The sequence below is a fragment of the Lysinibacillus sp. FSL H8-0500 genome (genome assembly GCF_038051955.1).
Lineage (GTDB): Bacteria > Bacillota > Bacilli > Bacillales_A > Planococcaceae > Lysinibacillus > Lysinibacillus macroides.
The window spans coordinates 529,099-553,466 of sequence record NZ_CP150292.1 but is presented as its reverse complement, the minus strand read 5'-3'; the positions used below and the strand labels follow the sequence as shown (position 1 = coordinate 553,466).

Annotated in this window: 19 protein-coding genes; 7 read left to right on the top strand and 12 right to left on the bottom strand. The window is 37.9% G+C overall.

Annotated elements, in window-relative coordinates; genetic code table 11:
• The first annotated feature begins 219 nt into the window (after nt 1-219).
• The 3 genes from MHB44_RS02570 (at nt 220) to MHB44_RS02560 (ending at nt 3,992) form a co-directional block, all read left to right on the top strand.
• Nucleotides 220-1,116 carry an AraC family transcriptional regulator gene (locus tag MHB44_RS02570; protein ID WP_341301464.1) on the top strand — a complete coding sequence of 299 codons (897 nt, stop codon included), beginning with the start codon at nt 220-222 and terminating at the stop codon, nt 1,114-1,116.
• Between the two features lie 265 nt (nt 1,117-1,381).
• Entirely contained in the window at nt 1,382-2,308 is a 927-nt protein-coding gene (gene epsC / locus MHB44_RS02565; protein ID WP_341301463.1) for a serine O-acetyltransferase EpsC, read from the top strand.
• A gap of 301 nt (nt 2,309-2,609) precedes the next feature.
• On the top strand, nt 2,610-3,992 hold the full coding sequence (locus MHB44_RS02560; RefSeq protein WP_341301462.1) for a dipeptidase: 1,383 nt from the start codon (nt 2,610-2,612) through the stop codon (nt 3,990-3,992).
• A 46-nt stretch (nt 3,993-4,038) separates the two neighbouring features.
• Here MHB44_RS02560 and MHB44_RS02555 read toward each other — a convergent pair whose 3' ends face one another.
• Both MHB44_RS02555 and MHB44_RS02550 read right to left on the bottom strand, forming a co-directional pair.
• A complete protein-coding gene (locus tag MHB44_RS02555; RefSeq protein WP_341301461.1) occupies nt 4,039-4,614 on the bottom strand; it encodes a nitroreductase in 576 nt (191 codons plus the stop codon).
• 96 nt (nt 4,615-4,710) lie between these two features.
• Nucleotides 4,711-5,205, bottom strand: a complete 495-nt coding sequence (locus MHB44_RS02550) for an amidase domain-containing protein (protein WP_341301460.1) — start codon at nt 5,203-5,205, stop codon at nt 4,711-4,713.
• A 240-nt stretch (nt 5,206-5,445) separates the two neighbouring features.
• Between MHB44_RS02550 and MHB44_RS02545 the strand changes: the two genes are divergently transcribed.
• A complete protein-coding gene (locus MHB44_RS02545) occupies nt 5,446-6,468 on the top strand; it encodes a DUF2804 domain-containing protein (protein ID WP_341301459.1) in 1,023 nt (340 codons plus the stop codon).
• A 38-nt stretch (nt 6,469-6,506) separates the two neighbouring features.
• Here the strand turns inward: MHB44_RS02545 and MHB44_RS02540 are convergent, their stop codons facing one another.
• Entirely contained in the window at nt 6,507-7,223 is a 717-nt protein-coding gene (locus tag MHB44_RS02540; protein WP_341302907.1) for a glycerophosphodiester phosphodiesterase, read from the bottom strand.
• Between the two features lie 130 nt (nt 7,224-7,353).
• On the opposite strand from MHB44_RS02540, the gene helD reads away from it, so the two are divergent.
• The gene (gene helD, locus MHB44_RS02535; RefSeq protein WP_341301458.1) at nt 7,354-9,582 is read left to right on the top strand and encodes an RNA polymerase recycling motor HelD; all 2,229 of its coding nucleotides are present in this window, start codon (nt 7,354-7,356) and stop codon (nt 9,580-9,582) included.
• A gap of 35 nt (nt 9,583-9,617) precedes the next feature.
• On the opposite strand, the gene MHB44_RS02530 is transcribed toward helD, so the two are convergent.
• The 5 genes from MHB44_RS02530 to MHB44_RS02510 all read right to left on the bottom strand — a co-directional run bounded on the left by MHB44_RS02530 (nt 9,618) and on the right by MHB44_RS02510 (nt 15,706).
• A complete protein-coding gene (locus tag MHB44_RS02530; protein WP_268766596.1) occupies nt 9,618-9,740 on the bottom strand; it encodes a hypothetical protein in 123 nt (40 codons plus the stop codon).
• Nucleotides 9,741-9,848: 108 nt separating this feature from the next.
• Nucleotides 9,849-10,715, bottom strand: a complete 867-nt coding sequence (locus tag MHB44_RS02525) for a GNAT family N-acetyltransferase (RefSeq protein WP_341301457.1) — start codon at nt 10,713-10,715, stop codon at nt 9,849-9,851.
• 503 nt (nt 10,716-11,218) lie between these two features.
• Complete coding sequence (locus MHB44_RS02520; RefSeq protein WP_341301456.1) at nt 11,219-13,051, bottom strand: ABC transporter ATP-binding protein; 1,833 nt, start codon at nt 13,049-13,051, stop codon at nt 11,219-11,221.
• Entirely contained in the window at nt 13,051-14,772 is a 1,722-nt protein-coding gene (locus tag MHB44_RS02515) for an ABC transporter ATP-binding protein (protein WP_341301455.1), read from the bottom strand. Before MHB44_RS02515 ends, MHB44_RS02520 begins: the two co-directional genes overlap by 1 nt.
• A 40-nt stretch (nt 14,773-14,812) precedes the next feature.
• The gene (locus MHB44_RS02510) at nt 14,813-15,706 is read right to left on the bottom strand and encodes an EamA family transporter (RefSeq protein WP_341301454.1); all 894 of its coding nucleotides are present in this window, start codon (nt 15,704-15,706) and stop codon (nt 14,813-14,815) included.
• A gap of 187 nt (nt 15,707-15,893) precedes the next feature.
• On the opposite strand from MHB44_RS02510, the gene MHB44_RS02505 reads away from it, so the two are divergent.
• Nucleotides 15,894-17,915 (top strand): EAL domain-containing protein, encoded by a 2,022-nt coding sequence (locus tag MHB44_RS02505; protein ID WP_341301453.1) that lies wholly within the window; start codon nt 15,894-15,896, stop codon nt 17,913-17,915.
• A 32-nt stretch (nt 17,916-17,947) separates the two neighbouring features.
• On the opposite strand, the gene MHB44_RS02500 is transcribed toward MHB44_RS02505, so the two are convergent.
• Nucleotides 17,948-18,424 (bottom strand): threonine/serine exporter family protein, encoded by a 477-nt coding sequence (locus MHB44_RS02500; protein WP_341302906.1) that lies wholly within the window; start codon nt 18,422-18,424, stop codon nt 17,948-17,950.
• Nucleotides 18,425-18,445: 21 nt separating this feature from the next.
• On the bottom strand, nt 18,446-19,198 hold the full coding sequence (locus tag MHB44_RS02495; RefSeq protein WP_341301452.1) for a threonine/serine exporter family protein: 753 nt from the start codon (nt 19,196-19,198) through the stop codon (nt 18,446-18,448).
• 294 nt (nt 19,199-19,492) lie between these two features.
• On the opposite strand from MHB44_RS02495, the gene MHB44_RS02490 reads away from it, so the two are divergent.
• Nucleotides 19,493-20,902: a polysaccharide deacetylase family protein gene (locus MHB44_RS02490; RefSeq protein WP_341301451.1), complete on the top strand. Its 1,410-nt coding sequence runs from the start codon at nt 19,493-19,495 to the stop codon at nt 20,900-20,902.
• A 47-nt stretch (nt 20,903-20,949) separates the two neighbouring features.
• Here the strand turns inward: MHB44_RS02490 and MHB44_RS02485 are convergent, their stop codons facing one another.
• Together MHB44_RS02485 and MHB44_RS02480 are read right to left on the bottom strand one after the other, a co-directional pair.
• Nucleotides 20,950-23,049, bottom strand: coding sequence for a beta-propeller domain-containing protein (locus tag MHB44_RS02485; protein ID WP_341301450.1), 2,100 nt, complete (start codon nt 23,047-23,049; stop codon nt 20,950-20,952).
• A gap of 125 nt (nt 23,050-23,174) precedes the next feature.
• Entirely contained in the window at nt 23,175-24,368 is a 1,194-nt protein-coding gene (locus tag MHB44_RS02480) for an acyl-CoA dehydrogenase family protein (protein WP_341301449.1), read from the bottom strand.

The window sequence follows — 24,368 nt, the reverse complement described above, 5'->3', positions numbered from 1 at the left end:
TATAAAAAGCCGATTGGTGAACCTTCAAACAGGGGGGATTCCTCATCCTCACTGTTTGAAGGTTCACTTTATCAAATTTAATTACAATGCAAAAAGCTTAACGATCATTTCTAAATCCGCTAAACTGTTGTTATTACAATTACTATACATATAATCGAAATATTCCTTCTATAATTTTTGTAACTATTTTTATCAAATTTGAGTGAAAAGGTGATGTCTATGAAATCGAATCCAATTGCACAGAATATTTTAGATGGAACAACGTTTGAAATAACATTAACAGAGGATTTAGAGGAGCAAGTAATATATACATTCGAAGACTATGCGATTGCTTTATTTACGCAAACATATCATCATTTACGCTCAGATTATATACCGATTCATTGGCATGATGCCCTGCAAATTGTTTGGGTATATCAAGGCACACTTGAGTATCAAATTAATCATGAAATTTTAACTGTTTCAGAAAATACGCTTTTACTAATTAATAAAAGACAGCTCCATAGTTCAAGAACAATTAATCAAAATACAAATGCACTATGTATCAATTTTGACTTGAATTTTTTGCATCCAAAGCTGGTGACAGCCCATGTACAGCCATTTTTTGAAAGCAATCCATTTGCTTACTATTCGCTGCCACTATCCCCCAAGCAAAAGGCAAAGCTTGTTGATTGGACACAAGGTAAAAAACCAACACTTTTTGCAGTCATCACCCTTTTAACAATACTGATTGAGCATTTACTCACCCACTATGATGTAACGATGCAAAATCATGAAGAACAGGAAATCGCTATTTTCAATCAAATGCTGCAATTTGTACAAGAAAACTATCAAAATACGATTACAGTTAGTGACCTTGCAAACTGTGCACTCATTAATAAAAGTGCCTGTAATCAGCTTTTTCGTAAATACACACGCCTATCACCAATTAAATTTGTGAACAAGCATCGGCTCTATATCGCACAAGGCTTAATTTTGCATACAAATAAATCGATTTCCGAAATTAGCGAGGAAGTCGGCTTTAATCAAGTGAGCTATTTTGTAGAGTTATTTCGCAAAAATTATCTTCTTGCCCCATTGCAATATCGCAACAAATACCGTCACGATACCAAATAAAGTGTCGGTAAAGAGGGATCATTCCTATTCTTCTCGATAATAAGAAGTACAGGCTCATCAGCTACCATCATTCCATGATAAAAATATAAATCTATAATAGTAGATAAATTATTTATTAAATAAAAAGGGGTTTTCTTTTATTTTAAAGCGAAAAGTGCTACTTCAAAATTGTTACCTTGCAAATGGATGAAATCTTTTGTACCTTTATTAAAACATTAGAAATATTATATGTTTAATGACGAATTTAAAGGGGTGCCATTTTAGTATGAGCTTAAATGATTGGCTAAATGAAAAAGTGCCAGAAATTACAAATGCATTAAAAGATATGAATCGTCAATATGTTGATGTTGAAAACTCCATCGGCTTTGTAGGGCGCAATCAAATTTATAAAATTTTAGATAATTTCCATGAAGTACTGTTCCCTGGTATCCATACTGTTCCACCAATTGATGATACACGTATCAATATTGTTAGCAGTAATAAGCTGCGTGAAACGGCCTTAGATTTACGTGACATTATTGAAAAGGTATTAATTTATAATATGGATTATAGTGATCCAGAGAATTGCACATGCCAAGAGGATGCAGATCGGATTGTCATGAATTTAATTTCACAATTCCCGAAAATCCGTCAAATTTTGCAAACAGATATTCAAGCAGCCTATAATGGGGATCCAGCTGCCCTTTCGACAGAGGAAATTTTATTAAGCTATCCATCTATCGTTGCTGTCTATATTCATCGTGTTGCCCACGAGTTATACGAAATGGGTGTACCCATTGTGCCTCGTATTATGTCAGAATATGCCCATAGCTTAACAGGCATTGATATTCATCCAGGGGCAACAATTGGCGAATCATTCTTTATCGACCATGGTACAGGGGTGGTTATTGGTGAAACATGCAGCATTGGCAAAAACGTTAAAATTTATCAAGGTGTCACGCTAGGCGCATTAAGCTTCCCTCTCGATGAAAATGGCAACCCAATTAAAGGCATTAAGCGTCATCCAAATATCGAGGATAATGTAGTAATTTATGCGGGTGCCACTATTTTAGGTGGCGAAACAACAATTGGTCACGATTCAGTGCTGGGCAGTAATATTTGGCTTATGAATTCTATCCCACCGCATTCTCGTGTCTATAACTCACCACCAACACCAAATATTAGTAGTAGTAAAGCCAAAAAGAGTGACTAGCCCTCACCCTTTAACAGGCTAAGATAAAAAAGTCCAAACGATTCTACAAAACTTTTACACAAGAGTTTCGTAATTGTTTGGGCTTTCTCATGCCATTAAGTACATTTGCATCTCCTGATATTTCCTTTATCCTAAAATTTGTAGTAAAACCTCTATAACATTATTAATAAGCATATCTCCATCCCGTGATTAAACTTTATAGACTACTCCATACCCAAACCATTGATATATTGGGCTTCTACTTGCTGGTTATGCTATACTATTTCCATTATCGAAATACTTAGGAAAGAGGGCTTCTATCATGACGAACTTACAGCAACTAGATGCTTATTTTGCGGAGCATCGTGAGGCACATTTAGAAGAATTAAAGGAGTTTTTACGAATTCCAAGCATTAGTTCTTTATCTGAGCATAAAGAAGATATTCAACATGCCGCAAAATGGCTAGCTGGTACATTCGAAAAACTAAATCTGGAAAATATCTCTATTATGGAAACTGAGGGACACCCTGTCGTCTATGCTGATTGGTTACATGCAGAGGGCAAGCCAACGATTTTATTTTATGGTCACTACGATGTCCAGCCTGTTGACCCATTACATTTATGGGAAAGCGAGCCGTTTAACCCATCAATTCGTGATAATAAATTATTTGCTCGTGGGGCTAGTGATGATAAAGGGCAAGTATTTATGCACTTAAAAATGATTGAGGCTCTATTTGCTATAACAGGCACTTTACCCGTTAATGTGAAATTTATTTATGAAGGTGAAGAGGAAATTGGCAGCCCTCACCTACCTGCCTTTGTTGAACAGCATAAAGAAAAATTAGCAGCAGATTTAATTTTAATTTCTGATACGGGGCTATATGGTCCTGGTAAGCCTGCGGTCTGTTACGGGCTGCGTGGTTTGACAGGTATTCAAATTGATATTCGCGGTGCTAAAGGAGATTTGCATTCTGGCCTTTATGGTGGAGGGGTGCAAAATGCCATTCATGCATTAGCTGAAATTTTGGCATCCTTCCGTGATGAGCATGGTACGATTCAAGTAGAGGGCTTCTACGACAATGTCTTACCACTATCAGGGGAAGAGCGTGAGGCTTATCGTGCACTTGGCTTTGATGAGGAAGCTGTGAAACAGGAAGTTGGCGCACAAGAATTAGTTGGTGAACCTGGGTTTTCTTATTTAGAACGTACTTGGGCTCGTCCAACATTAGAGGTGAATGGTGTATTCGGTGGCTTCTCAGGTGAAGGGATTAAAACGGTACTACCTGCTGAGGCTGGCGCTAAAATTACATGCCGACTTGTGCCAAATCAAGAGCCTGACGAGATTGTTGCACTTTTAAAAGCACATGTTGAAAAGCATAAGCCTGCTGGTGTAGAAATAAAGATTTCTGAATTTGATAAAGGGCGTCCATTCCTAACACCTTTCGATCATCCATTTATCCAAGCGGCTGGACGTTCTTATGAAAAAGTATATAATGTCCCGACTGCCTATACACGCGGTGGAGGCTCTATTCCAATTGTAGCTGCATTTGATGAAATTTTAGAATTGCCTGTTGTCTTAATGGGCTTTGGTTTATCAAGTGAAAACTTCCATGCACCAAACGAACACTTCCATTTAGAAAACTTCGATAAGGGTTTACGTGTATTAAGCGATTATCTATACGAAGTTGCAGAATTACAAAAATAATGAACAAATCCCTTCGCTTCTCATTCGCGAAGGGATTTTCTTTTCACTATTGCTCACCAAAGATTGTCACAATTTCTACTGCTGATTTACGCTCTTTGCCTTTTGGCACTTCATCAAAATAACCAACCTGCAGCATCGCAATCACACGCTCACCTGGCTGCACCTTTAAGGCTTCACGGAATTTAGGTTGATCTAAGAAGGCTGGTGTTTTCCAGCAAGATCCGATGCCTCTATCCCACGCCAGCAATTGAATATTTTGAATAAAAATACTTGCTGCCGCATAATCCTCTAAGCGCTCTTTTTGACGCACATCCTCTGGTACAATCACAAAGGCATAGCCACCCGGAGTAGTAAACTTCTCCATTTGCTTCCCCAATGTTGCACTTGATAGCTCTTGCCATTTAGGTATAGCTAGGTCACGCAATAATTCATGAAGCTTTGCTAATTCCTCACCACATGCGACTACTAAACGCCACGGCTCACGGTTGCCATGATTGGGCGCCCATACAGCATCATCAATAATAGCCAGTAAATCCTCACGATCTACAGGCTGGCCATTAAACTTTTTAATGGAACGACGTTGAATAATGGCATCTCTAACAGATAAAATTTGTTCGCTCATATCCCATTCTCCTTCTACCATAAGACAGCATATTATAGTTTGTCTCTTCTATCTTTCACATTATCATAAAATCATATGCTTTAAAACTATCTCTTTCTAAGCAAAGCTATCGTCTATATGATAGAAGAAATAAGTCATGCTTGGCGTATAAGCAGTCGAATCCTCGTACAAATACGGGCGATGAATACTATCCGAGGTATGTGCATTCACATAAGGAACGCCATTTTGAATACTTGTCACAATAACAGAATGATCAATCCTTCCATTTCCTTGAAAATCATAAAAAATAACATCTCCAAGCTCTAGTTCCTCTGCATGTTGGACCCGTCTGCCCTTCAAACCCGTTGTAGATCCTTCTAAATACCACCTTAATGAATGGGCAACAGACCAGCTAAAGCTCCAATTTCCTTGTTGAACCCACCAGCCCTTCTCTCGATTTGGCGCTCCTCGCATTGGCGCCCCTCCTGCAAGTAAGCATTGAGAAATATAATTCGTGCAATCTACATCAAAGTTTGGAAAAGCTGGATTACGTCTATTCCACCAATAATCGGCATATTGTACAGCAGCCTGCCGATTGTACACGTTTGCCATACATCCCCTCCTCACACCATCATATGTTTAGAGAAGCATTTCTATTAGAAATTTGCCAGGGGACTACGTAGAGCTGTGTATATCGCAACATCCGGTAATTCACTAGTTAGGTCCTTACTCATATTCTTACTAAAAGCAGTGAGATTCAGCTTGATCCTTTCCATTTTTCAGAGCATTTTTGCTACAATGAAAATAACAGAATAATCAATTTCTAGCTTAAGACCAGAGGGGATGTTGAATATGAAGCAACATGCTGAGAAAGAAATTTTACAACCTACTTTTTTATGCGATAAAAAAGGTAACTTAAACCCTGCAGCCATTGGATTTGCACGAAAGCCTGTTATTCATAGCAATCTAAGCGGACATATTATGCGTAAAAAGAAATGGAATTATTGGTGTGTTTATGGTGATGAAATCCTGTTTTCTGCCACGATTAGTCATCTGGATTATGCAGCAGTCTGCTTCGTCTATTTTCTTGAGTATGAAACACAGCGCTATTTTGAAAAAACAATAACTATTCCCTTTGGTGGTAAATTAAAAATGCCCACACAAGTTTTAGAATCTGTATCATTTAAAAATAGCGAGATGATGATTGAGATGGCATACATGCAAAATAAAACCCATTTGTCCGTTTCTATCCCTAACTTTGATGGAGAAGTTTTATGTGCAAAGCTTGTCATTCAACATCCCCCAGCAGATGAAACCTTAAATGTAGTCATCCCTTGGAATCGAAAAACATTTCAATTTACAGGCAAGCATCATATTCTCCCTACTTCTGGTGCTGTGACAATAGGTACTCGCCGTTTTGTATTCACTCCAGAGGATAACTTTGCTGTGCTAGATTATGGACGAGGGGTCTGGCCTCGTGATGCAATATGGAATTGGGGAATGGCCTCCCAGCGAGTTCGTGGAAGACGCATTGGGCTTAATCTTGGAGGTAAATGGACAGATGGCACAGGTATGACGGAAAATGCTGTTTTTGTTGATGGTAAAATGACAAAAATACATGAGGATTTGATTTTTCAATATGATCGAGAGGATTATATGCAGCGTTGGAAAGTGAAAACAAAATTTTCGAAGCAAGTTTCATTAACATTTTCACCGTTTTTTGAACGTGTAGCCCGCTCAAATGTAAAGCTGGTGCAATCAGAGGTACATCAATTATTTGGTTATTACGATGGTGCGATTTTACTCGATAATGGTGAAACATTAATCATTCAGCAAATGCTCGGCTGTATTGAGGAACATCGTGCAAAATGGTAATGGAAGCGTTGAATGACTAACGCTTCCATTCCGTCATTCTAACGCAAAGCCTCCGACATTTGTGCTGGATCATCTGTAAATATTGCCTGTATGCCAAGTTGCTGTAAACGTCGAGCATCCTCCTTATTATTTACTGTGTATACACGCACAATTGCTCCTTCATCAAGAGCTACTCTTATTGATTTGCGAAATGCTGTTGGTACATGGACATGCAATGCTTTCGCTGGTATAAGAGCAATATATGTTGTAAAGTCCACAAGCACCTCTGCAAACAATGGTGCAATGTCAATATATGGTGCGATTTGTGCAACTGTTTGTAAGGATTCATGGTTAAAAGAGGAAATAATAGCCCTCTCTATCATTTGATGGGTAGCAATTTCCTTTAATACAAGTGATTCAATCCCTTCATATGCAAGCACATCTGTTTTTAGCTCAATATTAATGCGATGATGTGTACCTGCGAAAAGCTCTAATACTTCCCCTAGTGTTGGAATGCGCTCATTTTCGTATTGTGCCGAAAACCATGAACCAAAATCAAATTTCCGCAATTGTTGCAATGTAAAATCCTTTACATAGCCAGAGCCATTGGAGGTACGATCTATGGTTTCATCATGAACAACCACTACCTCTCTATCTGCTGTTAGATGTACATCCAGCTCAATTCCCGCAATAGGAAGTTCTGCTGCTGCTTGAAATGCCGCAATTGTATTTTCAGGATAATGTGCGGAAACACCTCGGTGTGCAAAAATATCCAACTTTATCAGCTCCTCTTTACTCATTTTCACCTCAACATCATCAGCTTTAGCTTTCACTTGATGGTCCACATTTTATATAGTAGTATGGTAATCTACTTTGAAATTGTAAGTACCTAGGAGGTGCTAAAAAATGACTGTACAACATCCAGATTTTCAGGCTGAAATGAAGCGACTGGCATATACCCAAAGTTATATGCAGCAAATTTTAAACGAATCACAAAGAGATTTACGATCCGCTCAAGAGAATATTCGCCAATCCATGGCAGATCTTGATTACCTTGATTCAAGTTTAAGCTATCTAAACATTTTAACAAATGCTAGATTTTTCGAAATGGCTCGTACTCAAAAGGAAGGCTTAGAAGCTATTCAAAAGAAGCCATACTTTGCTAGAATTCACTTTCAAAAAACAGATGATCCTGAGGAATTTCTCTATATAGGAAAAACCTCTCTCTTTCATCGTGAAACACATGAGCCTATCATTGTGGATTGGCGTTCACCTGTAGCTAATGTCTATTATGATGGTCGGCTTGGCGATATGGAATATGATGTACGCGGCGAAGTTCATAAAGGACACTTGTTTGCCAAAAGACAATATAAAATCGAGCATGGTGAATTACTCGATATACGTGATATTGACTTAACAACAAATGATGAATTACTACAAGAAGCATTGGCAGGTAAAGCAGATGTTCGTCTAACCGAAATTGTTTCAACGATTCAAAAGGAGCAAAATGACATTATTCGTGCTCATTTACGCCAACCAATTATTGTCCAAGGTGCAGCAGGTAGTGGAAAAACAACCATTGCACTACACCGAATATCATATTTCCTCTACACAATGGGTGAACACTTCAACCCTGAACAGCTCATGATTTTAGCACCGAATAAGCTATTTATTGATTATATAGGCGATGTTTTACCCGAACTCGGTGTCGATAAAATTTGTCAAACTACATTTACTGACTATGTTCTTGCTGCCACTAAATTAAAGTTAAAGCTTCAAGATCCAAATACACAGCTAGAATCACTTGTAGCAGGAGAAAGTAACCCATCCACTGCCTGGATAGCTGAAGTCAAAGGTTCACTTTATTACCGTGATATCATTGAACGCTATATCCAAAAAATAGAGCAAGCCATCGCTGAACAATTTGAGGATGTTTATATTGAAAAATACCGTATTATGCGAGCCTCTCATCTTAAAAAGCTATTTTTATACGAATTCTCTTATATGCCTATTGAAAAAAGACTGACACATATTAAAAAGGTGGTAGCTAGCCATGTTCGTCAAAAAAAGCAGGCTGTTTTGGCTACACTCCATAAAAAGTATGATGAAGCATTAGGTAAAGCTTTAAACGGGATTCGAGATGATGATAAACGTCGACGTGTCGTGACAAGGTTTATTGATGAACGTGATGAACGAATTCCTGCTATTGAAAAAGAGGCAAAATCAACAGCAACCGTTTATATGCGTCGCTTTGCCAAGCATAATATCAAAACGCTCTATCGTAATCTTCTTACAAATGCAGAGCTTTTAACAGAGCTTGCCCCTGAATGGCATTATCTCGAACAACAGCAATTTTTGCAGGCACATCGCAAAGAGCAATGGGCACTTGAGGATTTAGCTGCACTTTATTATTTACAGGCACGGATTAAGGGCATAGCAGATAAATGGAAAATGCGTGTTGTCTTTATTGATGAAGTACAAGACTATAGTCTATTCCAGCTTGTTGCTTTAAAAACAGGGCTCGATACAGATATGTTTACAATGGTTGGGGATTTAGCCCAAGGTATCCATAGCTATCGCTCCCTTACTTCATGGGAGCCTGTCCAAAATTTATTTCCCCGCGCAAGCTTCCGGACCTTACAAAAAAGCTATCGAACTACCATTGAAATTATGGAAGTTGCGAACCAAATCTTAGCACAGATGGATGAACAGCTTCCATTAGTAGAACCAGTTGTTCGTCACGGCAATATACCAAGCTTTATTCAAGCAAATACATTTGATGCCATACAAATTAAAAATATTTTTAACACGATTCGTCAGCACGGACATTGTTCAGTTGCCTTAATTTGCAAAACAACTGCCGAAGCAACCGCAATGCAACAAACACTGACAGACCATCATATTGCCTCACAGCTCTTAACCGAAAATGACACAATCAACCAAGATATACTACTTGTTATACCAAGCCATCTTGCCAAAGGACTAGAATTTGATGCCGTAATCGTTGCTGCCTTTGACACGCCTTTTTATGATACAGCTATTGATCGAAAGCTCCTCTATGTTGCTCTTACAAGAGCTATGCATGAGCTCTATTTAATCGGTCCATCTAAAAGTACATTTTTATTAGAAAATTAAAAAGTCGCTAGCAAGGCGACTTTTTTCATCCATTATCAATTTCTTGGTGGCAGCTTATAAAACTTGCCTTTTGATAGATAGGCTTTCACTACTTTCCACCATGAACGAGGGGCTTCTTTTGGAGGAGATTTCTTTTTTGGTAATGCTGGCATACGCATACTCACGACTCCCTTCACCATGCTTATTAATACTATATGACGATAGTTCGCAAATATGATTAAAAAGGCGAGAAGTTTATGTTAAACGCTATCCTCTCGTCTTTTTTGCTATTGTTTTACATAATAATCAATTTGTTGTGCCTTCATAAAGCCAGCTTTTTCATAAACAGATAATGCTTTTTTATTATCAATTTCCACATCCAACATGACAAATTTTGCGCCAACTTTATTGGCATAATCCTTTGAAAATGCCAATAATGCCGTGCCAACCCCCTGCCCTTCATAATGAGGATGAACAGCAAGTGCAGTGACCCATTGAATTTCACTTTCCTGGGCTGTTGTCACCGTTCCTATCATCTCCCCATCACGGTAGGCAACCCAAAGCTCTCGCCCAGTTGTTGATGTATTAAAAGCAATCAGTTCTACAGATTCCTCCGGTAAATCTCCAAAGGCTTCACTATAAATCGTTATCAGCTCAGCCTGCTCATTATTATACGGTTGAATACTTATATTAGGTTGTAGTACAACCGGCTCTGCCTTTGTTTCTAAAGTAGCTTCAGAAAAACTATAAATAAATCCTTTATTTTCAATAAATGTATGACCATAAGGTGAGCCATCAATAACAACGGCTAATTGTCCCTCTGCCCCTCTGTCCTTTAAACCTGCTTGTATACTATCAACCAAGACAGTACCAATCCCTTTTTGTCGATAGGCAGGTGTTACAACGAGTGACCACTCATATGTATGGAGTCCCATTAAATCAATAGCACTCGCAACTCCCACTAGTACATTTTTGTCATCCTCATAAGCAAGCACCATAAAGCCCTTTGATTCAAAGGAGCGAGCCATTGGTATATTCATCACCGTTTCATAGACACGGTAATCATGGCTTGTCGCTTCTTCACATAATAATTCTAATTCCTTCAGCGTTTCTCCATCTAGTGGAAAAGACACCGTCATTACTGAAATATTCATTCTCTACTCCGTTTCTGTCTTAGACTATTGCCCTCTTACTGTAACAATAAAATAGGCTGGCAATAAAATCCTCTAATAATCAAAATTTTACCTTAAATTAGCACATAATAAAAGGATTTATACTATAGCAAATCCTTAAAATAACTAAATTTTACTAGTTATTAATCAAGTTATTTAAGTTTAAAAAGGAAAATTTACGTGGTTGCTTTAAAATTACATACTACTTTACAAAAGGTAGATGCGTGCTTCATTGTCAAATAGCCACACTAGCGCTGTCTCCATTAATTTACATGATAAAATCAACGAAAAGGATTTTTTAGTTATTTTACGCAATTATCCCATTTCATTAAACAAAAAGAGATTAACTTTATTCCGTGCTAAAATAACATTCCTAATTTTGGTAAATTAGCCAACCTGTAATAAATAATAGAGAAGATGTGTCTGAAAAATTTTTTTTAAGGCACATCTTCTCGCTAAAGAAGCTTTAAGCATTTGTCTATTATCTATTCCTCAAGATGGTGGGCAGAAGACTGGAGCATTTGTGCGTAAAGACCACCTGACTCGATTAGCTTTTGCTGAGAGCCAGCCTCCACTAACTTTCCTTTTTGCATAACAAGAACTATATCGGCATTATGCACAGTATTTAAACGGTGGGCAATCACAAAACTTGTGCGCCCCTGCATTAATGTATCGAGCGCCTCCTGAATCGCCATTTCTGTCACCGTATCAATACTGCTTGTAGCCTCATCCAATAATAAAATTTTCGGATCAGCAATAAGTGCTCTTGCTATGGAGAGCAATTGCTTTTGCCCTTGTGAAATTTCACGTCCATCTGCAGCAAGAATGGTATCGTAGCCATCCTTCAGCTTGCTAATAAAGCCATGTGCATTTGCACGCTTAGCCGCCTCCTCTATTTCCTTATCACTTGCATCCAGTCGACCATAGCGTATATTTTCACGTACAGACGCCTCAAATAAAAATGGATCCTGCAAGACAAAAGCCATTTGTGAGCGAAGTGCCTGGCGATCAATCTGCTGAACATTTACACCATCAAATAATACTTCACCCTTTGTCACCTCATAGAACCGTGCAAGCAACTGTAAAATGGTTGTTTTACCAGCTCCGGTTGCTCCTACAAGTGCGACTGTTTGACCTGGCTCCACATTAAAATGAACATCCTTTAATGTGTAGGCTTCCTCTTCCTGCTCATATTTAAAATACACATGCTTAAACGTCACTTGCCCTATAAGCTGATGCTTCTGCATAGAAGCCGTTTCGATCTCAGGCTGCTCATCAAGTAAGGCAAATACCCGCTCTGCACCCGCAATAGCTGATAATACTGTATTAAACTGATTTGCTAAATCATTTAATGGACGTGTGAATTGTCTCGCATATTCCGTGAAAATAACAATAACCCCTATCGACACATGCCCATACAATGCAAGCATGCCGCCTATACCTGCAACAATGGTAAAGCTCATATTATTTAAAAAGTTCATGACCTTTGGAATATAACCTGAGTATGTTTGTGCCCAAAAGCCCGTTCTTTTTAATCGTAAGCTTTTGTCACGAAACTCTGCTTTCATGCGTTCCTCTTGTGAGAAAGCCTTGACGATTCGCTGTCCTGAAATGGTTTCTTCTATCATGCCATTCAAAGCACCCATTGCTGCTTGTTGCTCTTTAAATAATGGAGATGTACGTCGTGTAATCCAACGCATTGCCCAAAACATCACAGGAATAATGGTCATGGTAAGCACAGTCAATAATGGGCTTAGGCTTAGCATAATAATAATTGTTCCGCCAAGTGTTAATACACTTGAAAACACTTGAATAAAGGAACTGTTTAATGTAGAACTCACCGCTTCAATATCATTTGTCATACGACTCATTAATTCTCCATGCTGCCGACGATCAAAGAATGCAATAGGCAGTTGCTGAAAATGAGCAAATACACTTGTACGTAGCCGATAAATTGTTTGCTGTGCTATTCCAATCATCCAATAATTTTGTAGGAACAATGCGATAGCTAAGAGTGCATAAATACCAATTAATAGGGTAATACCCTTACCTAAGCCTGTCAGCTCTCCATGCATCACATATTGATCAATCATTTGACCAATTAAGTAGGGACCTACTAATGCTAATACCGAGCTCATTAAAACTAATAGTAGAACAATGATTAAAAGAACACGTTGCTCATCAACGATTTTCCATAGTCGAAGCAATGTATGTTTCGAATTTGCTGCACGTGGACCTTTCTTTTTCTTCACAGTCTGTTGCAAATCATCTTTTGTTAAAATCGGCTCATAGCCAAAAGGCTTCTGGAAAAATCCCATTATTCCTCCACCTCCTGCTGAGAGATTGCAATTTTTTTATAGAGTGTTGACGTTTGTAAAAGCTCCTTGTGTGTGCCATACGCAACTACTTTACCAGCATCAATCAATAAAATGCGATCCGCGCCCTTCGCTGTACGAATTTTCTGTGTAACCACAAGCATCGTTGCCGTTTCCTCACTCAATGCCTCCCACAATGCCTGCTCTGTTTTCACATCTAGTGCACTTGTACTATCATCAAGCATTAAAATATGCCCTTTTCTTAAGAGGGCTCTAGCAATGGATAGCCTTTGCTTTTGACCACCTGATAAATTAACACCTTTCTGTCCAACCTTGGTATTATAGCCATGCGGAAAATCTTCAACAGCAGTATGGATTTGTGCCTGCATTGTCGCCTGAAGGACAGCATCCATAGTTGCCTGTGCATCTCCCCAACGGACATTATCTGCAATACTGCCTGTAAACAGTAATGATTGCTGAGGCACATAGCCGATTATTTCCCTTAGTTCTTGTAAATCCCATTCTTGCACATTCTTCCCTTCTACTAGTATTCTTCCCTTTGTCACTTCATAAAAACGAGGAATAAGCTGCAATAGTGTGGATTTACCAGCACCTGTTGCACCCATAATCGCCAGCTTTTCACCTGACTTCACCTGAAAATTTATATTAGACAAAACAGGCTTATCTCCCCCTGGATATGTAAAAGTAACATGTTCGAATGTTAGCTCTCCATAATTTGTATGATGAGCTGTTTCCTGTGATAAGGTTGTAGCTTCTACTGCGTTTTCCATTGAAAGCACTTCTGCCATGCGTTCTGCTGAGGCTTTGGCACGTGCATAAAAGATAATAATAAACGCAAACATAGAAAATGAACCCGTCATACGCATTGCATAGTTAATAATGGCAACAATATCGCCAAGTGGCGTAGTACCTGCCGCAATTTGCTTTGTGCCAAACCACAATACAGCAAGTAAACTGACATTCATAATAAATAAGAGAGTAGGCATAATGTATTCCATTGTGCGTAAAGCTTTAACAGTATCAATTTTTAAACGGGCAGCCACCTCATCAAAGCGTGTAGCCTCATATGTTCCTCGTAAATAAGCCTTTACTAAGCGTATCGCCTGTAAGTTCTCCTGGAGCACTTTATTTAAACGATCCATCCTCTTTTGCACACGCCCAAAATAAGCGACACCTTTAGCTACCATAAAAACAAGAAATAGAAATATAATTGGTGCACCTATCACTAAGAACAAGGCTAACTTTGCATTCACGACAAAAGCCATTAGAATACTTCCAATCACCGCAAGTGGAGCACGCAGCATAATACGTAGGCTCATAAATAACACGGTTTGTACTTGTGTTACATCATTTGTGAGTCTTGTAATTAAGGACGCCGTTGAAAATTTTTGATAGGATGCTAATGTAAAGGATTGAATTTTATCAAACATCGCATTTCGTAAATCATACGAAAAGCTTTGAGCTGTATGGGATGAAAAATATGAATTAATCACCCCCGCCATAAAGGCAATAAATGATAGAGCAAGCAACATAGCGCCCCACTGTACAATCATGCCTTGGTCTTGAGCTCGTACACCTTCATCAATTATTTTTGCCATAATCAGCGGCTGTACAAGCTCTACAAATAATTCAACAAGCATTAAACATAAAGCAAAAATAGCCGTCCATTTATATGGCTTTACATAGGAAAAAATTTCTCTCACATTCTTTCCTCCCTAGTTTAAAAATTTAAAGATCATAAACTTACGCCTTTTCCCCAGCTATTGAAAGCCATGTTACACAAACAAGCATAACGAATACCCCAATTAATTGCCAAAAGCCTAAAGATGTACCGAAAACAATTACCGAAATAAACATCGCAGTTAATGGTTCAATACTAGAAAGAACACTCGTTTCGACTGCCGAAATATAGTGCATACTGCTTAAAAATAAAATAAAGGCGACCGTACCCAAAAATATTAATGCGATCATTAACAGAGCAATCTGAAACTCCAACAAAACCATCCATTGATCAGACTGCCATATACGACTTACTATACCTAATGCTACACCACCTACTAGCATCCCCCATCCCACAACTGAAAGTACACCCCATTCTTTCATCAATGGAGCAGGATACAGAGTGTAAAATGCAAAGGCTAAGCCTACAGCTATTCCCCATATCAAGGCTTTTGGACTAATAAGCAAACTATCGAATGAGGCATTCGTTAGTAACAGAAATAATCCAACAAGTGTGCCAATAATACCTAATACTTGATATTTTGGTGGCCATTTCTTTAAACTAAGAGAGACATATGCCACCACAAATATCGGTGCTAGAAATTGGAGTAAGGTTGCTACTACAGCGTTACTGGCATTAATTGCTGCTACAAAAGAAAATTGTACACCTAACATTCCAACAATACTAAAAATAACAAGCTGTCTACCCCATAATTTATGCTGCCAAATACCAAAAATATTTTTTCCTGTTAACAATAAATACGTAAGTAATCCAATACCTGCAACTGATAAACGGATTGTTAACAAAAAGGAAACCGTCATTGATGTATGGTTAAGCAACCATTCCATCAGAGGTCCAGTGGCTCCCCATAACATAGCACCTGTGACAATAAATATAATCCCATTTAAACGTTTCATACCAAGCCTACTTCCTATATACATACTAAAAAATATTATTTTTCTTCAAATCTTTTCTCACAATTCATTAGGAAAGTCCTAAATATTTTTACTATCAAATATTTACATATATATTCATAATGACTAATTCCCGATAATTATCTATAATAGATAGTATATATTGATTACCCAAGGAGATCGAATAATCATGAGTCATATGCATAAATCATTTACGATTGATGAACATTATCTAAATTCACTTCCTTTTCCTGCAATTATCATAAATCAAGATGGACAAGCGATTATTTGGGGGAAGCTCGCCGAACATCTGATTGGTTTTTCAGCTAATGATATTACAGGAAATACTACTCCATTCATACATGAAAATCTACTACGTCAGCTTACAGTGGAAACAGTCCATTCCATTTTGCAAAATGAGGACAGTACGTATATAGACAGTATTCAAGTAAACACCTCTACAAATACAGAAATTACGACAGCACTACTAGCTAAGCCATTTACAGAACAAGATGAGCGTTTTATTCTTCTTATTTTTATGCTTCCGGAGCTAATGTTAAAAACTATTTCTACTAGCAGTGCATTTGTTGACCTAAAGCAGGGAATAGATACGACCTTTATGACAGTGACGCTTGACCATGATGGATTTATTTTGGAATGTAATAATGAATTTTTAAAAACTAGCCAATGGACACCAAAACGTGTTATTGGTAAAACATTTTGGCAGCTATTCCCTGATAATGAAAAGGTCACAAATACGATTTGGCGTACCTTAAACAATGGTCATACTTGGCAAGGTGAAGTTGAAAAAATCACTAAAACAGGGCAAGTCTATTGGGTATTGCTAACAGCTATCCCGACGTTTAATTTTGAAACGAATGAGCAGCAATTTATCTTAGTCGAAAAGGATATTACCAAATCAAAGAAAATCCAACAACAGCTAGAAAAAATAGCTTACATTGATACAGAAACAGGTTTGATGAATGCCCATCGACTTGAAAAAGTCATTGCTACTATGGTAGAAGAAGCAAGACATTTTTCTTTTGTGTATTTAAGTATTGATAAATTTTACACATTAAAAGAATTACATGACCAGCAAATTAATCAAAGTCTTATTACCGAATTTACAAATCGCATCCAAATGTACTTCCAAGATAGTACAATGGCTCGCATTAATGAAAATGATTTTGTTGTTATTACGCCTTTAAGTGAGTGGTTTATTCAAGGCTTCTTACCTTATTTACAGCAGCACCCTATCTATAGTGGCAATGTGGCAGTTCCCCTTTCGATTAGCGGTGGAATAACAAGATATCCTGAAGATCAAACGACATTCTCTCAGCTTATGAAAGCTTCCATTGCAACAATTTCAACAGTACGTGAGGCTGGTGGTAATAAAATTGTGTCACTGTCAACGGCTACACATAAAGCTTTAAATCGCAAAGCTTTAATTGAAAAACGTCTGCTTCAAGCACTTGACCAAAAGAATTTAAAGGTATTTTATCAACCACAAATCGATATTGTTTCTGGTCATATTATAACTGTTGAAGCACTTGTACGGTGGGAAGACGAAATAATCGGTGTTGTGTCACCTGATGAGTTAATTCCTATTGCTGAAGAAACAGGTCTTATTAATAATATTGGGTCCTTTATGCTAGAAAAAGCTTGTGAACAGGCATTAACTTGGAAAAAGGCTGGTTATGATTTTAAAGTATCCATCAACTTATCTGTCCGAGAATTTCGTGATAAAAATATGGCAAAGTCCATCCTTAATACGCTAGCCAAAACAGGTTGTTCAGCAAGTCTTCTGCAAATTGAAATTACCGAAAAATTTGCCCTTGAAGCTGAAGCTGCATCTTCTATTATTCAACAAATGCGGAAGCTTGAAAATGAAGGCATTACCTTTGTTTTAGATGATTTTGGTACAGGCTATGGGTCGTTTAAATATATGCAAATTTTACCGATAGACACATTAAAAATCGATCAAACCTTTACAAGCTCATTATTAAAATCTGAAAAAACACAAAAGCTAATGCATGGTATGGTACAGCTAGGAAAATCAATGGGCTTAAAAGTCGTAGCAGAAGGTGTTGAAACAGCAGAACAAGCTAAGCTATTAGCTACTTATGGCTGTGATGCTATGCAAGGCTTTTATATTAGCAAGCCTGTTACACCTGAAGAAATTACTACCTTGCTTGTGCAAAAGCAATCATAAAACAAGGAGGCTACGTCTGTAACGTGGCCTCCTTATTTTGCTATTTTTTTATAAACTCTCTGTAATTTTACCTTACTTAAGCGAATGGCACGAACAATAAGCTGTGTAAATACTTCTGCAAAAACAAGCCCCATGACAATCGCTCCTGTAATTAAAAATGCCTTTAAGCCATATTGCAAGCCCTGTAAATAATCATCCGCCACAACATTGCGCATCGCATTATAGGCCATACCCCCTGGAACTAATGGGATAATACCACCTACTATAAAAATAATCATCGGTATTTTAAAACGTCGAGCATATAAATGAGCCACAATGGCAATGACGAATGAGCCGAAAAAGGAAGCATTCACAACATCCATTCCTCGCTCTGTTAAACTATAATAAATAATCCAGCCAATAACCCCGACAAGTCCACAATGAACCAGCGTTTTTCTAGGAACATTAAAAATAATAGCAATGCCAGCAGTTGCAAAGAAGCTAACAATGATTTGTGTAATAATATCCATCATGTTTATCTGGTCTGCCTCCTAAAATCCTAGAGTGACGGCTATTGCTGCACCAATAGCAAAGGCTGTTAAAAAAGCCTCTGCCCCCTTTGCCATCCCTGACATAAAATGACCTGCCATTAAATCACGCACTGCATTCGTAATTAATATACCTGGTACAAGGGGCATCACAGAACTAATAATAATTTTATCAATTTCCGTGCCATAACCGTATTTTTCTGAAAAGAAGGCAATAAAGCCAATAACAAGAGATGCTGTAAATTCTGAGAAAAACTTTACCTTTGTTAAATGATTAATAATGATAAGTACTAGGAAGCCTAGCCCACCTGCTAAACAGGCTATAGGAAAATCAGACCACCCTCCCTGAAACATAATCAGGAAGCAACCACTTGCTAAAGCAGCTGCTAGAACTTGTAAATAAGTTGGTAAAAAATAATTTGTTTTTTGTATCGACTTTAGCTCGTCATAAGCCTCTTCTAATGTTATCATGTGAGATGTAAGTCTCCGAGATACTGAATTTACCAGGGCTATTTTTTGTAAATCTGTAACCCTTTTAGAAATCGATGTAATTCTCGTTGGCTGTGTCTTGCCTAATGAAAAAATGATTCCCGTTGGTGTTGCATAACATTGTGCATTTGTCATATTTTGAGATGTAGCCATCCGCAGCATCGTATCTTCTACACGATATGTTTCTGCACCACTTTCAATCATAATACGTCCTGCAAGCAACAAACAGTCAATTGTAAGTTCATTATCCGCTTCTTGTAAGACCATTGCAGCTATCTGCCTCCTTCAAAAGGTTCCTTGCCAATAGTATCGAACTGCCAATAAAAACTCAACCGCAAATTTAGCTTTCTTTCCATCAATTATGTTTGGTTTTAAGCAATCACTGCAAAAAGGATAAATTGGTATTGATTTCACTACTTATAGAGAGCACAGAGGCATATTATCCTATTTGGAATTATTTTTATAAATTCACATAAAAAGTTTGCCAATTTGTATAACTTTTTCAATAGTTAACACGTCTGATTGTATAGAAAATAAAAAGAGGGGAGCGTATCCAACATCATGCAGGAACGCAGAAGAAGACGCGGCCCAATAATAGATTTCTTATTACTTGGCCTTATTGTTACCTTAACAACAATTATACTTGTTATTATCCTATCAAAGGATGAATTTAAGTTCCAAAAAATTAATGCTTCAAAAGAAACCGATACAGAATCGGTTAATAGCAATTTATCAACAGAAAGTTCTGCGTTTCCAGGAATACGAATTGTCACAGATGTTTCAAACGATCACCGTACACCTTTTGCGATTCACTATCCACAAACAGATAATGATGCTTTTAATGATGCCGTATTACAATACATATCGGATTCAAAAGAAAACTATCTAGCGTCTATGAAAAAAAATAAAGATAAAGAAGCGATGGGCGAACTAAATATTAGTTTTGAAACGTTCCCCTATCGAGAACATTACTATTCCTTTGTGCTAACAAAAATGCTGTACTTAGGCGGAGCAAATCATGAAGTCTCAATCAAAACATTCTTCATTAACAATGAAACAGGAGAACAAATTTCAATCCAAACATTATTGCAAAATGATGAAAACAACTTATCAACATTAGCTGCAAATGTGCGAAAGGATTTGCAAAAAAATCTCCAAATAAAGGATGAGTTATTGGATGAAGAGCTATTAATGGCTACTGAGCCAAAATGGTCTAATTTTGAGCGCTTTGCTATTGTAGATGATTCATTACAATTCTATTTCAATGAGTATGAGATTGCTAACGGGGCAGCTGGTGCGCCAGTTGTTAAACTATCTCTGTCACTGATTAATCCGTTGTTAGCCTCTGATTTTCAAATTGCGATGGAAAACGTTCAGCCAACAAAGCCAACGCCTACAGGTGATCCTACTAAAAAACGAATTGCACTCACTTTCGATGATGGGCCACACCCTAAAGTGACGGAGCAAATTTTAAATATTCTCGATAAATATCATGCAAAAGCAACCTTCTTTATGCTTGGTAGTCGTGTACAGTATTATCCTGATATTGCCAATGATGTCCTTGCACGTGGTCATGAGGTAGGTAATCATACATGGAACCATCCTGTTTTAACAAAGCTAACACATGAGCAGGTGATGAAGGAGTTTAATTCTACTGCTGCTGAAATAGAAAAGGCTATTAACCAAGGAGCCACTGTATTTAGACCACCATATGGGGCAACAAATGATGCGATTAATGCGGAGATTCCTATACCTGTTGTACTATGGACCATCGACACCTTAGATTGGAAGCATCGTAATGCACAGCAATTATTACCCCATGTAAAAAATAATTTACACAATAATGCGATTGTCTTAATGCATGATATTCATCAGTCAACTGCGGATGGATTGGATGCTGTGCTTGCTTATCTACAAGAGCAGGGCTATGAATTTGTTACAGTTTCAGAGATTTTACCATATCGTCAATAAAGCAAAAGTCCAATGAATATCAAAATCGAATTCATTGGACTTTGTTTTTATTTGATTGTTAATGTATCAAGTTGTTTGAAGTCCTTTAGCTGATAGCTCTTGACCTCATTGGGTGCTATTGTATAAAGAGTATCATTTATATAGACAACTCGTTGTACAGTGTGCGCCCAATTTTCATACTGTTCACCAGTGGATGCATTAATAAGATTTCCTTTTAGGGCAATACCCTTATTAGCTGTGATTTCGTAAATTTGAGCACCCTGACCTTTGTAAACAATATTATCATTCTGACCTGCCTCATATAAAACGACTGGGAAGCCGAAATAGCTATATTCCATATTTTGGAAGAGTGCCTTTGGATTGTACTGGACCTCAGAGTATGAGCCTTTGCCCCCAATTTTTACCGTTGATTGCTCTTTTGGATTACGGAAGTCTGATACATCAAATAATGACATTTTCATATTCGTCGTGACCGTGAAGTTTTGCTTTGAATAGGCATCATAGCGCTGTTCTGTATCGTAGCCAATACCAATTAAATGTGTATCATCTAATGGATGTAGGTAATTACTAAAACCAGGAATCTTTAGCTCCCCTAAGACAGTTGGTTTATTTGGATTTGCTACATCAATCACAAACAGTGGGTCCACTTGCTTAAATGTTACGACATAAGCCTTCTCCTCCATAAAGCGAGCAGAGTAGATTCTTTCTCCCGGTGCTAAATCCTTCACCGCACCAAGCTGTTGTAAGTGCTCATCTAAAATAAAGAGATGGTTACGTGAAATATTTTTTTCATCCCATGTATTGCCTTCTGTTGTGAAAATACGGAAGTTTCCTTTATGTTCATCCATAGAATATTGATTTAATACCGTCCCCTTTACCTCTGCACTTCCAACAAAGTTCATCGCTGTACCATCTACAGTCCATTTAAAAATTTGTGTATCTGTTGTTCTTGGTAGCCATATTCTATCCATCATTCGCTCATTTGCAGGAGAAACAACATTTTTTTCATAAATTGGGGCTGTTACATACAGTGCATTCTCTGACATATAAAGTCCACTACTACCACCTAAGTACCCTTTTGTATTGGCAGTTCCTTTAGCGCCATTTTTTAAATCAATGGCTGTAATGATACTATATATGCCATCCATTGTATTTGGTAAAATAGAGATTTTCTCTAAAGGTAGGCTTTTGAATTCTTTTCCTTCTGCACTGTCGAAAGTTTTTGGTTTTAAATCTGGCTCTTTTTGCTCCTGTAATAACCAATAATTCGGATGCATATTTCCAATTAAATACAATGTGCCATTCGTAATACGAATATCTTGTAAATACCCCTCTTGCCCTACATCCCGTAGATGCTTTGGCTTTTCAGGATTGCTAATATCATACAGAGAAGCTGTTGCCATACTTGTGCCTGCTTTCTGCGAATATTCATCTCCAATGGCAATTAAAAGATTATCGTATAATGCAAGCTTCGTTATATAGTGAGATTCTTTAAATTTAATCGTTTTCACCAATTTTAAATTGTTTGGGTCTTTCGCATTCACAACGGTAATGCCCTGATCCTTAATCGAATAAATATAGCCATCTTTGACGACAACAATATCGCCCTCCTCCACACCTTCTACCTGATTATTTGTGGAAGATTCGTTCGCTGTACTTGCTTTGTCCTCACTACTTGCGCTTGGAGCACTTTGTTCACTTTCTAGCCACACAGTATACTTTTGATTGGCTAATAGCTGCTCAAAATATTGCTGTAGCTCTTTCTCAGATTTTACGGCTGTTACTGTTGTAATAATCGTAAATGGAATAACCTGTGAGTCTACCTTAAAACCATGGTCAAACGCCTCTTTTTTCACATGTAATTGATAACTGCCTGCCTCCATGCTCTTAACCACTAATGTTTTTCGATCTTTTAGCAAGTCAATTGTTGCAGGTACTTTTTCGCCCTTATCTGTCGTGACATAGACATAGTCCTCTATGATTTTGTCTTTCTTTAAAGCGACAGAAAAGGATACCTGCCAATCCTGCGTAGTCATACTTGTGCTAACAGCCTTTGCGGTTACATCTGTTTTTATAACCCATGTGAAAATGCCAGGCATTATTGCTAAAACAGTAATTAATAGAATAACTAACCATTTCTTTTTCATGATTTTCCCTCACCTTCATATACTTGTTTATCAATTAGACTACCAATGAGTGTGAAAGTTACATTTTTCTGAAATTTTTTTACTGCCTACACAAAAAAACGAGAGGGCAATAAAATCCCTCTCGTTTATTCTTCAAATGGCCATTTGGGCAGCATTTTTGTCAATGGCTTATCATGACGCCTTCCTAGCACATAATCAGCCTGCATAATCGTATGAATCTCACGAGTGCCTTCATAAATAACTGGTGCTTTGGAGTTGCGTAAATAACGAGCTACTGGATACTCATCTGAATAACCGTATGCGCCATGAATTTGTACAGCATCATCAGCAGCCTTATTAGCAAAATTACACGCCTGCCATTTTGCTAAAGAGGTTTCTCTTGTGTTGCGAACACCCTTGTTTTTTAATTCACCAACACGATAAACAAGAAGTTGGCTCATTTGATAGCCAGCCTCCATATTGGCAATCATTTGTCCCACAAGCTGATGCTCTCCAATAGACTTGCCAAATGTTTCGCGTTCATGACAGTATTTTACGCTAGCCTCTATGCATGCTTGCATCAAGCCTACAGCACCTGCTGCTACTGTAAAACGACCATTATCAAGCGCAGACATAGCAATTTTAAAGCCCTCACCTTCCTCGCCAAGGCGATTTTCCACAGGTACACGTAAATCCTCAAAAAAGAGCTCACCTGTATTGCCTGCGCGAATACCATACTTCCCTTTAATAGCCTTTGAGGAGAACCCAGCCATAGAACGTTCTACAATAAATGCACTAATCCCATGATGCTTTTTGGATTTATCTGTATACGCAAAAACAAGAAAATGATCAGCGATATCACACAAAGAAATCCATGTTTTTTGTCCATTGATAATATAATGGTCACCATCGCGAACAGCAGTTGTCGACATAGCCGCTACATCAGAGCCTGCTCCTGGCTCTGTTAAGCCAAATGCGCCAATTCGAACACCCTTAGCCTGTGGTACAAGATACTCCTGCTTCTGTTCTTCAGTACCCCACTGCATTAAGGTCATGCTATTTAAGCCTGTATGAACGGATACAGCTGTACGAAACGCTGTATCCCCTCTTTCAAGCTCCTCACATACAATCGCAAGCGCGTTATAATCCATACCGCTACCGCCGTATCGTTCAGGAACACAAACACCCATTAAGCCTAGCTCTGCAAGTCTTGACCAAATTTTGGCATCAAAGCCGCCTTCTGCATCCCATTTTGCGATGTAAGGAATAATTTCATCATCAACAAATTGTCTAACTGTTTTTCGTAGCATTTCCTGTTCAGTGGACATTTCAAAATTCAT